The sequence below is a fragment of the Chitinophaga cymbidii genome, assembly GCF_007992715.1.
Classification (GTDB): domain Bacteria; phylum Bacteroidota; class Bacteroidia; order Chitinophagales; family Chitinophagaceae; genus Chitinophaga; species Chitinophaga cymbidii.
On sequence record NZ_BKAU01000001.1, the window covers coordinates 1,212,413 to 1,226,295 of the forward strand.

9 protein-coding genes and 1 tRNA gene are annotated in these 13,883 nt (G+C 48.2%); 4 read left to right on the forward strand and 6 right to left on the reverse strand.

Features of this window, described 5'->3' with window-relative positions; all coding sequences use genetic code 11:
* The first annotated feature begins 9 nt into the window (after positions 1–9).
* The 3 genes from CCY01nite_RS04730 to CCY01nite_RS04745 all read left to right on the forward strand — a co-directional run bounded on the left by CCY01nite_RS04730 (position 10) and on the right by CCY01nite_RS04745 (position 3,208).
* Positions 10–1,761, forward strand: coding sequence for an AMP-dependent synthetase/ligase (locus CCY01nite_RS04730; protein WP_146858284.1), 1,752 nt, complete (start codon positions 10–12; stop codon positions 1,759–1,761).
* 55 nt (positions 1,762–1,816) lie between these two features.
* Positions 1,817–1,888, forward strand: a tRNA-Arg gene (locus CCY01nite_RS04735).
* A 408-nt stretch (positions 1,889–2,296) separates the two neighbouring features.
* A complete protein-coding gene (locus tag CCY01nite_RS04745) occupies positions 2,297–3,208 on the forward strand; it encodes a DUF5677 domain-containing protein (protein ID WP_146858288.1) in 912 nt (303 codons plus the stop codon).
* Here CCY01nite_RS04745 and CCY01nite_RS04750 read toward each other — a convergent pair.
* Together CCY01nite_RS04750 and CCY01nite_RS04755 are read right to left on the reverse strand one after the other, a co-directional pair.
* Positions 3,205–3,786: a hypothetical protein gene (locus CCY01nite_RS04750; RefSeq protein WP_146858290.1), complete on the reverse strand. Its 582-nt coding sequence runs from the start codon at positions 3,784–3,786 to the stop codon at positions 3,205–3,207. The genes CCY01nite_RS04745 and CCY01nite_RS04750 overlap by 4 nt on opposite strands.
* Before the next feature lie 268 nt (positions 3,787–4,054).
* Complete coding sequence (locus tag CCY01nite_RS04755; RefSeq protein WP_146858292.1) at positions 4,055–5,491, reverse strand: AAA family ATPase; 1,437 nt, start codon at positions 5,489–5,491, stop codon at positions 4,055–4,057.
* A 154-nt stretch (positions 5,492–5,645) separates the two neighbouring features.
* On the opposite strand from CCY01nite_RS04755, the gene CCY01nite_RS04760 reads away from it, so the two are divergent.
* Entirely contained in the window at positions 5,646–6,452 is an 807-nt protein-coding gene (locus CCY01nite_RS04760) for a hypothetical protein (RefSeq protein WP_146858295.1), read from the forward strand.
* Positions 6,453–6,754: 302 nt separating this feature from the next.
* Here CCY01nite_RS04760 and CCY01nite_RS04765 read toward each other — a convergent pair whose 3' ends face one another.
* The 4 genes from CCY01nite_RS04765 to CCY01nite_RS04780 all read right to left on the reverse strand — a co-directional run bounded on the left by CCY01nite_RS04765 (position 6,755) and on the right by CCY01nite_RS04780 (position 13,717).
* A complete protein-coding gene (locus CCY01nite_RS04765; protein WP_146858297.1) occupies positions 6,755–8,365 on the reverse strand; it encodes a RagB/SusD family nutrient uptake outer membrane protein in 1,611 nt (536 codons plus the stop codon).
* A gap of 24 nt (positions 8,366–8,389) precedes the next feature.
* Positions 8,390–11,731 carry a TonB-dependent receptor gene (locus CCY01nite_RS04770; protein ID WP_186830908.1) on the reverse strand — a complete coding sequence of 1,114 codons (3,342 nt, stop codon included), beginning with the start codon at positions 11,729–11,731 and terminating at the stop codon, positions 8,390–8,392.
* A 205-nt stretch (positions 11,732–11,936) separates the two neighbouring features.
* Entirely contained in the window at positions 11,937–13,067 is a 1,131-nt protein-coding gene (locus CCY01nite_RS04775) for a FecR family protein (RefSeq protein ID WP_146858299.1), read from the reverse strand.
* Between the two features lie 65 nt (positions 13,068–13,132).
* A complete protein-coding gene (locus tag CCY01nite_RS04780) occupies positions 13,133–13,717 on the reverse strand; it encodes an RNA polymerase sigma-70 factor (RefSeq protein ID WP_146858301.1) in 585 nt (194 codons plus the stop codon).
* Between the last annotated feature and the right edge of the window lie 166 nt (positions 13,718–13,883).

The following is a 13,883-nucleotide window of genomic DNA, read 5'->3' on the forward strand; positions in this document are numbered from 1 at the left end:
CCTCCTATCATGCACCAACCCACGCGCCTGTTTGATGTGGTAACACATCAGCAACAACACTATTTTAAAGATGACATGCTGGCCGCCAAAGAAAACGGCGCCTGGCGCACCTACAGCACCGCCGAAACCGCAGAGATCGCTACCCGTTTCGCCGCGGGATTGCTGCGCCTCGGCGTCAGCGGCAGGAACATGAGCGTGGAGCAGCAGGACAAAATAGCCCTCATCAGCTTCAACCGCCCCGAATGGATCTTCACCGACCTCGCCTGCCAGCAGGCAGGCGCCGTACTGGTACCCATCTATCCCACCATCAGCAAACCTGAACTGGAATATGTGCTGAAAGACTCGGAAGCGCGCATCCTTTTCGTGCAAGGCCACGAGCTGTACGAAAAGGTAAAGGACATCCCCGGCCTGGACATCTATTCTTTCAACAAAATACCCGGCGTGAAACACTGGAGCGGGATCACCGCGCTGGCGCAACCCGGAGACGAAGCCCGGGTGCAATCCGTCAAAGACGGCATCCTGCCCACCCATCTCGCCACCATCATTTATACCTCCGGCACCACCGGCATCCCCAAGGGCGTGATGCTCAGCCATCAGAACATCATGAGCAACATGACCGCCTGCAAGGAATACCTGCCGGTGGACGAACATGCGCGGGCATTGAGCTTCCTCCCGCTCAACCATATCTTTGAAAGAATGGTCACCTACCTGTACATGTATGCCGGCGTGTCCGTTTACTATGCCGAAGGCATGGAAACGATCGCCGACAATCTCCGCGAGATAAAACCCGGCATCTTCACCACCGTGCCCCGCCTGCTGGAAAAGGTCTACGAAAAGATCATGGCGAAAGGCATTGCGCTGAAAGGTATTAAACGGGCGATCTTCTTCTGGGCACTGAATATCGCCCGTGAGTTCGAGATCAATAAAAACCAGGGCTTGTGGTACAATGCGCAGCTCGCGCTGGCGAACAAACTCGTGTTCAGCAAATGGCGCGAAGCCCTGGGCGGCAACCTTCAGTGCATCGTTACCGGCGCGGCCGCCTGCCAGATACGGCTGCTGAAAGTCTTCACCGCGGCGGGATTCAGCGTGCTGGAAGGCTACGGCCTCACGGAAACGTCGCCCGTGATCAGCGTGAACCGCAAGGAAGAAAAAGATCGTATGTTCGGCACCGTTGGCCCGGTGATCAGCAACGTGGAAGTGAAGATCGCGGACGATGGAGAGATCCTTTGCAAAGGCCCCAACGTAACCATGGGCTATTACAAGCGCCCGGACCTCACCGCGGACGCCATTACCGACGGATGGTTCCATACCGGCGACATTGGTATGCTGGTGAACAACAGGTTCCTGAAGATCACCGACCGCAAAAAAGAGCTGTTCAAAACCTCCGGCGGCAAGTTCGTAGCGCCCCAGCCAATAGAGAACAAATTCCGGGAATCCCCTTACATTGAGCAGATCATGGTCGTCGGCGCCGACCGCAAGTTCACCGGCGCCCTCATTGTGCCGAACTTCCGCAACCTGGAGGACTGGGCCCGCAAGAACAATACGGAGCCGGTGCTCACCAGCCCGAAGGTCAAAGCGCTGTACAAACAGGCCGTGGAGAAGTACAACCAGTCGTTCAACCACATCGAGCAGGTAAAAAAATTCGAGCTGATGCCTCACGAATGGACGGTGGAAGGCGGGGAAATGACCCCCACCATGAAGCTGAAGCGGAAAGTGATCATGGAAAAGTACCGGGACGCGATCGAGCGGATCTACGCATAAATTTTAAGGAAATTTGGTAAAAACGCTTATTTTTGCCGTCCGCAAACGGCGGAATGGCCCGGTAGTTCAATGGATAGAATAGAAGTTTCCTAAACTTTAGATACAAGTTCGATTCTTGTCCGGGCTACGAGCATGTTGTAGAGATTTTTTTTCAATTTTTCAAGACCCTCTACCAACAAGGATTTTGGACTTTCGGACTACTCTGGAAGTCCTTTTTTATTCGCCCACCATCACCATTTTTAAGTCCCCTTTTCGGTAACCTGAATTTCAAATTTAGCAACCTAATAACTACTTAAAAATGAAACACTTAATATCATCAAACTGCACTTTCTGGCTATACGAATCAAAGAAAAATGCTGAAGTAAAATCGCCCCTTATATCTTGGGCAATTGCTAAGAAGATATTTAAAGATGGCTTTAAACCTCGTAATATCTACAGCAAAGAGATACCCAAATTGATGGAAGATTTGAAAGGGAAATGATTAAGGTGGTAATTAAGCAGATGTTCTAAATGGCTATATTTGAAAAAAAGTGGAATGTCGACACTCCCTGACCGTAAAATACTACCCGAAATTCCTGGCGGGGTATTAAACGCAGGATTCAAATTTAGATTCGAGCAGGTTTCGGAAATTGTAAATTTTGGAACAAATATACTGGCACATGACTTTCAAACAAGGATGAAAGGAGACGAATGTCTTGCTCCGGTTGCCTTGTTCAGGCACTCGTTAGATTTAATGGACTCAATTGCGAACTTACTAATGTTAGGTTCATCCGATACTGCTAAAATATTACTACGAACTCTATTTGAAACAGTCCTGTACCTTGACTATATCTTTGTAAAGGATACTGATAGACGTTCGCTAAACTATCTAATACATGAACGATACACAACAGTTAGTCTAAATAGCAAGTATGACTTAACAACTAAAACAGGTATAGCAAATTGGGATATACTTAAAAAGGAAGGGTGGGTTAATTCAATTGACATATCTCAATACAGACATTCAGAAATTTACGACGAAGTTGAGTTGTGGCTAAAAACTGGCAAGCACAAAAATATAATAGACGAAATCGAAAGAATTAAAGGAAAAAACAGAAACTCGCCTCCTCCGCAATGGTACACCCTATTCAATGGCCCTAAAACAATCAAAGAACTGGCAAGGACGCTTAAAATGCTTACCTTCTATGAAATTTATTATCGTACATGGTCTAATAATGTTCATTCTGGTGGCAGGCATAGCGGGGTATTCAAATTTAATTATGAGGGAAAAGTGGAAATGATGCACCTTAGAAATCATTCCGACATTGACATTGTCTCACAAAATACATGCAACTTCGGCCTGCATATATTAAACAAATTTATAAGGTCTAGGCTTCCTGACAAACTTACCGAATTTCAAACTTGGTACGATGGATACAAAAAGGAACATTTAAGCTTTGAAAATTAGCTTGAATGAGAGCCAATCAAAGGACTTTTCTGTTTCGCAATTTCGTATTCGATAGCTGGCAATAGTCTCAAACAGCCCCCGTCAAATTCCAAAATATTAAACCTAATCACCAATCCCAAGTCTTTTGCCCAGTGGTAAAGCTGAAGGCCTTGCAGGTTTCCATTTAAATGATAGCCAAAATGAGTTAAAACTCTCGCCCATATCCCGCCATTGACTTTGCCAACATAGAGCGTCCTTGAATCCCTAATCCTCTTGTAAATGACAGGCAACTGCCTCCTTTTTCCCGTCTCGTTATTGCTAATATCGTATTTTCTCATTGCTTCAACTATTTGCACATTCGTCAACTTTTCGCCCACAATATCAGCCCAATAGATACAGGGGCCGCTCATAGACTTCAACTTATCAAATAAATCTTTAAACTGCTCGGATGTATCAACGGGTTCAATAAGATAGTTTCTCAATATTTCACAATTTATGTCGAAACTATGCTCACTCTTTACCCCAAATTCAATGAAATTATCTAAGGCTCTTTTCAACCTAACTGCTTCTTCTCTAACGAAGGATTTTGTTTGTTCCATATTTGTAGTATAGGGTATTAAAAAGATAAATATACCTCAAAAAATGATAACGAATTTGCGTATCAACTTCCCCCGAAAACCGGGGCAAAAACGACTTTAACAGTAATAGAGTGACATAAGGAACCTAGCACTGTTCTATACAGAATATAGCATTTCCAGTCAAAGCGCAGCAATCAGCCCCTTATACCTGTCAACAAAGGCTTCCACCGCTAATACATCATCCATGTTTAGGTTCGATAACTCCCCTACGGGTGGAAGTTTAACGGGGTCATTTGAACAGGTCCTCCATTTTTACTTCGGACACTATCCGCCCCGTATAATAAATATTCTGCTTCGTACCATAGGTCGTGATCATGGTAGGGAAGATCGTCTTCTTCGTTTTGGTTTGTGCCTGGAAAACCTTCACCTTGCTGTCCAGTTCATTCGCGTATTTTTTGTCAATGGTAAATTCTCCATTTGCAAATTTCATTTCGCATACATTGATGCTGTGATCAGCCCGGTCCAGCAGCAGATCGATCTGTGCTCCCGCTTCCCCTTTTTTGGGTGTATATCGCCAGCCCGAGGCTTCGGTGTACACTGCTGCGATACCGAGTGCCTTCTTGATCTGCTGTACATGTTTTTGACAAATAGCTTCAAAGGCATAGCCGCTCCAGCTATTATAGGATTGGCCTTGCGAAATTTTATGCCAGGTGCCGGCTCCCGTAGCGCGGGCGCGATCGATGAACTTCAGATAGAACAGTGAGTATTCATCTGAAAGTTTATAGATACCGTCCCGGGAAGTTTTTTCAAAGGGAATGTATTGCGTGATGAAACCGGACTGTTCCAGTTCTTCAAATAAGCGGGTAGTTGTACCGCCGGTGGTGAGCCCGCAGGCTTTGATAACCTCCGTGCGGCTCAGGCCACTCGCTTTTTTAGCAAGTTCCCGGACGATGGCCTCGTGGTGACTGGCATTGTCAAAGAGGGAGCGGTAGAGAACATTGAATTCCGTTTTTAGCATCCCGTCCTTTTCAAAGAAAAGCCTGTCGATGACCTGGTGGGCACTCTGTCCTTTATCTACCTGTTTTAAATATTGGGGAATACCACCCATAGCCATATAGAGTTGTAGAATTTGGTAATGGTCCAATTTTACCCCCCGGCTGATCAGGTAATCTTCAGACTCTTTCAGGCTAAAAGGTAAGAGCCGGATAGTCCTGCTTATCCGGTTATGCAGACCACCTTTATTGTGGAGGATATTTTCTATCATCCATGACGCTGCCGAGCCACAGATCACTACTTTCAGCTGAGGCTGGCGGGACGCCCAGGTGTTCCACCAGTGGCCAAAGGCAGTTAGAAATCCTGATTTGGCAGTATGTATCCAGGGAAATTCGTCAAACAGCACAACAGCAGGTTGATCTTTCAGTTTGGTGGCAAGAAAGTCGCTGAGAAAGATGAATGCCTGTACCCAGTTGACCGGAGTAGCAGGCGGGATCGGCGATTGCATGGCCAGCTGCAGTGACCTGCTGAAATTGAATAGTTGTTCCGGTAGCCCGGCTTCATGAATGCCGGTGCATTCAAAAACAAGATATTTTTGGCAATAATTTCGGATCAGGAAAGTCTTTCCCACACGGCGGCGTCCCAATATAGCAATCAGCTCCGCCTCTTTGGAACTGAGCATCTCTTTCAGGATTTTCTTTTCGGCATACCGTCCGATGATCGTTTCTGCCATAAGTTATGGACAAGTTTATTTTTTTATAATTGTCCACAAATATACTGTTTTAAATACTTATGGACGAATATAAATTCACATAATCGTCCGTAACTATTCGGCTGGGCCCTAAAAAAGAAAACGTTATATTCATGTATCAACAAAATCGCACCCCATGGCAAAACAAACTTCTTTGTTCACCTTCACGGGTAAAGCCGGCAATATGATCGGCTATTACCGGGACGGTAAACACTACTTCCGCAGCATGCCGGAATCCGTCCGGCAGACCACGGCCACCCGCCGCGCGGCACAGCGCTTCGGCGCGGCCAGCAGCAAAGCCCGCCTCATCCGCGGCGCATTCGCCAATGACCTCGATGTGCGTTGCGACGGTGGGCATATCAACCGCCTCAACAAAACCATCATCAAAGGCGGCCTCCGTAACACTGAAGCTATCGCAGGCTTCCGCTTCAACCAGCATACGGGAACAGACCGCTTTTTTACCGTAGCGCCCACGCTTTCGGAGGACGGGATACTGCATATCCCGCCGCAGGCGCTGCCGCAGTTCAGGGGCATCTCCACGCTGGAAGTAAAAGTGATCGCTACGCGCATCCACTTCGGGGAACGCCGGGTGACGGGCACTGAAACCGCCATGATCGTGCTGGGTACCCGCGAGGCATTTGCAGGCGCAGCGCTCAACGTAGATGTACCCGGCAAGGGAACGCTGATCGTGGCCTTGCAGGTAAGAGGCATGTGCGGCAACCGGGCGTCCTTCAACAGGAAGTACCTGGCCGCTGATATTATTGCCGTGCAGGAGCCGCAGACAAAGCAGGTCTTCCACAAACCTGAACACCAGCAACAGGCGATGCTGCACCAGCGGCTGCAATCGCTGGCAGGCTCCGCACACGCTTCAACGCAACAGGCAACAGCGGCGCAACGGCAGAAAATGGCCACAGCTTCCCCACCCGTCATCCAGCGGGAATAAGCCATTCCCCGCCAGCGGATGCATTTTGTTGAGTAACTATCCATTGAACATCATACCCTCCCACATCATATTTCCAGTCAGATTCCCCTCAAGCGCCAGTTCTTGTGGACGGCTTGCTATTGCCAGGATATCCCGCTCAGCAGATTTTTCAAAGCCACACGAAAAACATACCATCTCCGCATCAAGTCCACATACCCCGGTGTGATCCTTCAGCGATCACATAGCGATCCGATACCGATCATAGTATGAACAGCTACATCAGTGTCGATTATTACGAAACGCAGGTGGTCCGTGCAGTTATACTACTCCCAATACGGATTCTGCTTCAACTGCGGATTCAGCGCCAGCTCATTCACCGGCAAAGGCCATAAATAATCTTTCTCCGGATCAAACATCCTGTTGGCAGCAGCTTGCAATAAAATATAATTATCAGGCGTGAGCTTCGGGCTTGCAGTTGAAAAACCCGGTTCGTCCGCAAAGAAATAACTACCCAAAATAGCTTTGGGAAGTTCTGTTTCAGCGGTCTTCCAGCGAATCAGGTCCCAATACCGGAACCCCTCCATCGCCAGCTCTACCCTTCGTTCCCGGCGAAGTTCGTTGCGCATGTTCAGGCCATTGTCCTGCACAAAAGCATTGGTGAGGTCGGGTAAATTCGCCCGATCACGTAAAAGATTGATACTGGCGTTAAGGTCCGCATCGGAAATGGCACCGTTCAGTTCATAAAGCGCCTCGGCGTACGTTAGCAGTACTTCTGCATACCGGATAATCGGGTAATCAATAAATGTAACGCCGGTGCCGACCGTATGGGCATCCACAAATTTACGCGGACAATATGCCGTAGTGTGATACACCAGGGTAGGCGCCACGAAAGGGACGCTGTAGAAATATGGATCGCCTGGTTTCATGATCGTCGCGTTCAAACGCTCATCCCGGTCAATAAATGTTTCCGCAAAAGTAGCGGGCGGGGTATACAGGGGCGATATTTCGATGGGAAGGCCGTCTTTCATCAGGTAAGCGTCTACCAGCGCCTTGGTGGCGTTCGTGGCGCCGTTTATCAGCGTTCCGCAATTATAGCCGGAAATATTATCGGCAATATTTCTGCCGTATTGCCGCACCAGTATGTTCTCTCTGTTCTGCCGGCCCTCACCGTCATATTGAAAAAGCCCGAAATAGTTATCAAACAGCTGATGCTCTCCGCTCTCCATCACTTCCTTTGCGGCGGCCACTGCTAATGAGAGATGTTTGTTCGGATCACCATACTGATGAAATTTTGAACGGGTGCCCTCAAATAAAGCCACCCTTGCTTTAAACGCCAGCGCCGCCGTATTGGTGATGCGTCCATATCCTGCGACTCCTCTTACGGTAGGCGTGGGAAGCTTTGCAATGGCATCATCCAGGTCCGCATAAATCGCTTCGTACACCTGTTCTTTCGGCGTCCGGGGCGCTGTCAGCTCTGGTGAATCTTCTTTCAACAATCCTAAAATAAGCGGAACGTCCCCAAATTTCTGTACCAGCTGAAAATAAGCCCATGCACGAAAGAAGCGGGCTTCCGCTACGTATATATCCGCAATCTGCGCAGGCACGCCCGCACTTTCCGCCAATGATGCCTTCTCCACAATATTGGATGCCGCCCGTATGATCCTGTAAGGCGTGCTGTAATCACCGGATGTTGCAGGCGCAAGCCTGGTGCCATCACTGATGGTATGTGGCGCCGTACCAAACCCGTCGTCTGACCAGTTATCAGACGTTATCAGCAGGCTGGGCAGAAAAGTGTACAGGTAATTGGTGGCGGCCTTCAGATCACGCTCACTCTTCCAGAACGATCCGTCGCTAAGATTGGTTTCCGAGATTCTGTCAACATCGCAGGCGCTTAACAGGCATAGCGAGATAACAAGATATAATAGATTTCTCATGTTCGGTTTGTTTTAAAGTGCGTATCAAAATGAAATGTTCAGTCCAACGGAAGCAGTGGCCGCAAATGGATATTCAAACTCTACGTTATTGTTATATTCCGGATTGAAGATCTGGTCAAAAATACCCAGGCCTGAAAACGTTAAAAGGTCCTGGCCGCTAAAATAGATCCGGGCCCGTGCTATATGGACCTTTTGCAGCAGACTGGCCGGCAGGGAATATCCCAGTTGAATATTTTTCAAACGGATATATTTTCCGTCCAGCATCCATTTATCTGAAAACACGTAATTATGCTGACCACCACTATACGGGCGGGGAAAAGCAGCATCCCGGTTATCTTCCGTCCAGTAGTCCCTATGAATGGCCAATGGCTGACGCGGCGCCGTCACCTGTGGATTCACCGTATTTACGGTTGCATAAAAAGTCCGTGATCCTACGCCCTGGAAAAAGACGAAAAAATCAAATCCCTTCCATTCAAATCCGGCATTGATCCCGAAATTATAACGTGGCTGATCCGTTCCGAGATAGATAAGATCGCCATGATCTTCAAACAGCCCGCCACCAATATTAATGCGGTTATCTCCGTTCTGATCAACATACCTGACATCTCCCACGCCTGTCCTGGCATTGTAGAATGGTGCTTTATCCACTTCATCCTGCGATTGATAGTATCCATCCGTCTGAAATCCCCAGATAGAACCCAATGGGTAACCTTCCAGTATATTCACGATGCCGGCATTCACCACTTTTCTTCCGGCATAGCTCATGACTTTGTTCTGGTTGTCTGACAGGTTGAACCCGATCGAATAACTAAAATCCTTTCCGATCCTGTCCCGGAAATTCGCCTCCACCTCCCAGCCCCAGGATTTCAGTTCCCCGTTGTTGGTACGCGGCGTAGCCACCCCAAAGGTGACCGGCAATTGCAAGGGCGTGAGCATGTTCCTGTTGAACTTCACGTAATAGTCCGCGCTAACAGATAATTTGCCGTCAAACATGCCGAAATCAAATCCCCCGTTGGTGGTTTCTACCGTTTCCCATGTCAGGCTCGAGGAAGGAACTACGCTTTGATAGAAGTACATGGTACGGTCTTCCCCCGCACCCAATACCAGGTTATTGTTCCGGGAAAGCATATTCATGAAATCATAGTTGCCGATGATGTTTCCGAGGGCGCTTCCCAATTGTCCCCATGAAGCCCGGAGCCTCAATGAAGAAACAAAGGAGCCCGCGGGGAACCAGCTTTCCTTATGAATATTCCATCCGGCGGATACGGAAGGAAATGTTTTTACCCGTAAACCCGGCGCCAGCCTGGAACTTTCATCGGTGCGGATGGTTGCTTCGAAGAGATATTTGTTTTGATAATTATAGTTAAGCCGGCCGAAATACGACTTATATGCATAGGTATTGATCGTCTGGCTGTTCGTTTTGGTGGCATCTTCACCAAGACCAAGCGTCGGCAGGTCATTACTGGCCAGGTTCTGCGCTGAAGTGTAAACAGATGAGCTTCTGCTGTCTTCAAACTGGTAACCGGCCAGCACGTGGAAGTTATGTTTTCCTCCCAGGCTTAACGAATAGTCCGCCAGCAATTGTAGGTTATTGGTATTGTACACGCCGCGGGTGACTTCAAACATATTCGTCTGGTTGATGTAAGCCACCGGGAAATAACGTTGCCACAACTCAACCGTGCGGGAGAAATGATCGCGGTCTGACCGGTTATATGTTCCGCCATAGATGCCGCGCAGCTGCAAGCCTTTTACAACATCCGCTATTTTAAGTGTAAAAACACCATCAAAATTATTATCGTTACGGTTATTATACCCGCCTTCTTTAAGGTAAGCATAAGACTGGTTGGCGGAAAACGAGCCCTCGCCGCTCAGCCTGCCTTCCGGGGTGAATATGGGCCATTTTTGCCGGAGGCGAAGCGCCTGGTAAAGCAATGCGGAAACATCCAGCGACGGCATTTCAGTTCTCTTGCGCGTATAGGAGATCCTTGATTCGATGGATACATGCTTGCTGAGCTTTGCACCCAGGTTCACCCTCCCGTTGTAGCGGTTATGCATGTCCGGCCCAACTTTAAAGGCGCCATCTTTGGAGTAGGTTCCCAGGGAAACCAGGAAGTTCAACTTGTCCGTTCCACCGCTGACGGCTATGTTATGCGTCTGCATCGTGGTAACATCGCGTATGGTCTGGCTGACAAAGTCCTTTTGATTCAGGTAAACATATTTGTTCGTATCAACAGGGTCTACGTAATATTCCACGCCATCAATGATCCGCTGAATATCCGCCGCGGGGTACGGGGGCGCCAGGCCGGCATTTTCTGCTGACAGGTTGCTGAAATAAGCTTCCTCCAGCAAGGTCATCCGCTTGGGAACGTTCAACATCTTGTCGGCGCCGAACAGGTTGGAATATTCAATTTTCGTTTTCCCCGCAACGCCCTTTTTGGTAGTGACCAGGATCACGCCTCCCGCGGCCTGCGCGCCATAAATGGCCGCTGCCGCCGCATCCTTCAAAAAGGTCACATTCTCCACATCATTCGGGTTTAAGGATTGCAAGGTGCCGATGGGCGCGGAAACACCATCTACAATTAAAAGAGGGTTCACATTGCCATTGGCAGATGTAGCCCCTCTCAGTTGTATCCCGATGTTTTCGTTGCCCGGCTGCCCGGAGGTACGGGTAACGATAAGTCCGGGAGATGTTCCCTGCAGTGCGGTGGCAAGATTGCTGACCGGTCTGTTTTCGATACTTTTCGAATCAACTGTGGATACGGCGCCCGTCAGGTTAATTTTCTGCTGTGTTCCATATCCCACTACTATGACCTCATTCAACGCCTCGGTATTTTCAACCAATACAATATGTATGGCGCTGCGGTCGTCAACGGGAACTTCCTGCGTAACAAAACCCACAAATGAAACTGCAAGCACTGCTCCCGGTTCAATATTCTTCAGGGTAAATTCGCCATTGGCATCTGTGTTGGTGGCCTGGTTGGTTCCCTTCACCTTAATGGAAGCGCCGGGCAGCGGCGCTCCTTTTTCATCGGTCACCTTCCCCTTTATATCTGCGGGAATGACTGTTTTAGTGCGGCTTCGCTTAATGACAATAAAATTGTCTGAAATAGTGTACGTTACCGGTTGATCGCCAAAACAAATAGCCAGCACCGTTTCGATACTTGCGTTCCGGACATCGATGGTAACAGGATGGGCGGTTTTTAACACCTTGTTATTGTACAGAAAGTCGTAGCCGCTTTGGGCCCTGATCTCATCAATTATTTCACTCAGCGGGGCATTCACCTTGTTCATGGTAATTCGCTGTGCGGAGGAACTTGCGCTTACCTGCATAAATGCGGTAGTTAGCAGAATTACAAGCAGTTTCATGACGAGTACGAATTGATTCAGAGCATGGCGGCGGCCACGGCTCCTGAAATGTAATTTTAAATACATAATTTTGGTTTGTTGGGTTTAGACCTTAAATGTTTGATTCCAGTCAAAAATTTTAATCCTTATAGGAGAGGTACGCTCAACGTTCGCCAAGTCCCGATGCCAGTCGGGATTTGGTTTTTGAAGCGCCCTGGCTGCATATTTATTTAGTAACGATCACCTTTCTTCCCTCCAGTTGAAAGTGAACATCCCCTGTATATTCCAGCATCTTTAAAATTCCGGATATATCTCTCGACCTTGAGATCTTTCCCGAGAAGGTAAGGTCTGAAGCGGGCTTATCCCGGTATTCCACCTCTACATCGTACCATCTTGCGATCTTTGCCATGATGCTTTCGAGGCTTTCATTGAATTTAAAGTACCCGTTTTTCCAGGCCATCACTTCCTCCATGTCCACATCACGGGCAACTTTCAGCTTATTCTCCGCTAATTGCGCCTGCTCGCCCGGTTCCAGCATTTTTGATTCCGCATCCGTAACGATCCTCACAGATCCTTCCAGGAGCGTAGTCCTGATCATCTTTTCATCGGCATAGGCCATTATATTAAAATGTGTGCCCAACACTTCAACTGTCTGCCCGCGGCTTTCCACCCGGAACGGCATCTTCCTGTCAGGCGCAATTTCAAAATATGCTTCGCCCGTCATTTGTACTTTTCTTTCGTTGCCAACGAAGCGTGTGGGATAGGTAATACCCGATGAAGCGTTGAGGAATATCACCGAACCGTCCGGCAGCTTTACCTGCCACTGTCCACCTGCGGGGGCTTCTATGGAATTGTATTCCAGCGGCGAATTTTCGTCGGTGGCATTAGCGGCATCATATACCAGTTGCCCATCGGCGGTTTTTGTAATCTTCACGCCGGAGCGGCTCGCCACCTCTCCGTTGGCCGCATCGGTAAGAACAATTTTTTCCCCGTTGCCCAACGTCAGGATCGCCTGGTTTCTTCCGGGTTTGATTGCTTTATCCGTTACAGCCACCTGCCGGGGGGAATCTGATCTTGAAACATATAAGTAAGCGCCTATGCCCAGTGCGATCAGTAAAATGGCGGCAGCGGGGATTTGCCACCTTCTTCCGGAAGAATAAGAGGGATTTTTCTGCGTGTTGATATTGCTCAGCAAGCGCGCAGCCAGCTGCTCTTCGGACTCGTCATCCCAGGCAAGGGGCTCCCCTGCGTCCAGGTCATACCATTTGTCCAGCAACTCCCTTTCCGATGGCGTAATAGTGCCCTTCATCCACTTATCGGCCAGTTCGTTCAGTTGCGCCCGTGTCGGTCGTGTCATAGGTAAATCGTTTCTTATATAGTGTATAAGAAACGGGGACTACCCTACATTGAAACAGAAAAATTTTACGCTTTTATTATAAGCGCAGTGGCAAATGCAAGAATGGAAAGGGATTTATTGATATAAACACGCAGGAATTTAAGTGCCCTGGAGATATGGGCCTCCACCGTTTTCGGGGAAATATTCAGGTCCCGCGCTATTTCTTTATCGCTCATACCTCTTTCCCGGCTCATCCGGAATACCAGCTGGCACTTCTCCGGCAGGGCTTTCACGGATCTTTCAATTTCATTCCGCAGCGCATTAAAGCTGAGCCATTGCTCGGTGGCGTTGTCTTCCACATGCAACGCATGCACAGCTTCAGCCATTCCCCGTTTATTGGAAGCCATCTTTGCCATCACCTTGTAACGTATGACAGCGGCCATATAGGTATGAAAACTGTTTTGTATCTGTATGCTGCGCCTGCTTTTCCAGATGTCTGTAAAGGCGTCCTGGACAACCTCTTCCGCATCAGCATTGGATGGTAACTTCAAAGCTGCCTTATATAGCATACGCTTCCAATACCGATGGTATAAAATGGTAAATGCCGCTTCGTCGTCCTGAACTAACAGACGATACAGTTCATTATCGGTGAAAGTGCTATACGCCCTCATGTACTGAACTAAAGTAATAAAAAAAGATTGATGTTTCGCAAGGGTCGTTTTCGGCGGCCGGCGGTTATAAGGAAAAGGTGTTTGTCATATATTTATATTGATTATCAATTAATTATAATAAATATACAGAACACACTTTCCCTGCAACAGCAGAATTATATGTAAA

Bases quoted from the DNA above. Each gene is read 5' to 3' on its own strand.
- CCY01nite_RS04730 (WP_146858284.1), top strand. From the start codon at position 10: ATGCACCAACCCACGCGCCTGTTTGATGTGGTAACACATCAGCAACAA.
- CCY01nite_RS04745 (WP_146858288.1), top strand. From the start codon at position 2,297: ATGTCGACACTCCCTGACCGTAAAATACTACCCGAAATTCCTGGCGGG.
- CCY01nite_RS04750 (WP_146858290.1), bottom strand. From the start codon at position 3,786: ATGGAACAAACAAAATCCTTCGTTAGAGAAGAAGCAGTTAGGTTGAAA.
- CCY01nite_RS04755 (WP_146858292.1), bottom strand. From the start codon at position 5,491: ATGGCAGAAACGATCATCGGACGGTATGCCGAAAAGAAAATCCTGAAA.
- CCY01nite_RS04760 (WP_146858295.1), top strand. From the start codon at position 5,646: ATGGCAAAACAAACTTCTTTGTTCACCTTCACGGGTAAAGCCGGCAAT.
- CCY01nite_RS04765 (WP_146858297.1), bottom strand. From the start codon at position 8,365: ATGAGAAATCTATTATATCTTGTTATCTCGCTATGCCTGTTAAGCGCC.
- CCY01nite_RS04770 (WP_186830908.1), bottom strand. From the start codon at position 11,731: ATGAAACTGCTTGTAATTCTGCTAACTACCGCATTTATGCAGGTAAGC.
- CCY01nite_RS04775 (WP_146858299.1), bottom strand. From the start codon at position 13,067: ATGACACGACCGACACGGGCGCAACTGAACGAACTGGCCGATAAGTGG.
- CCY01nite_RS04780 (WP_146858301.1), bottom strand. From the start codon at position 13,717: ATGAGGGCGTATAGCACTTTCACCGATAATGAACTGTATCGTCTGTTA.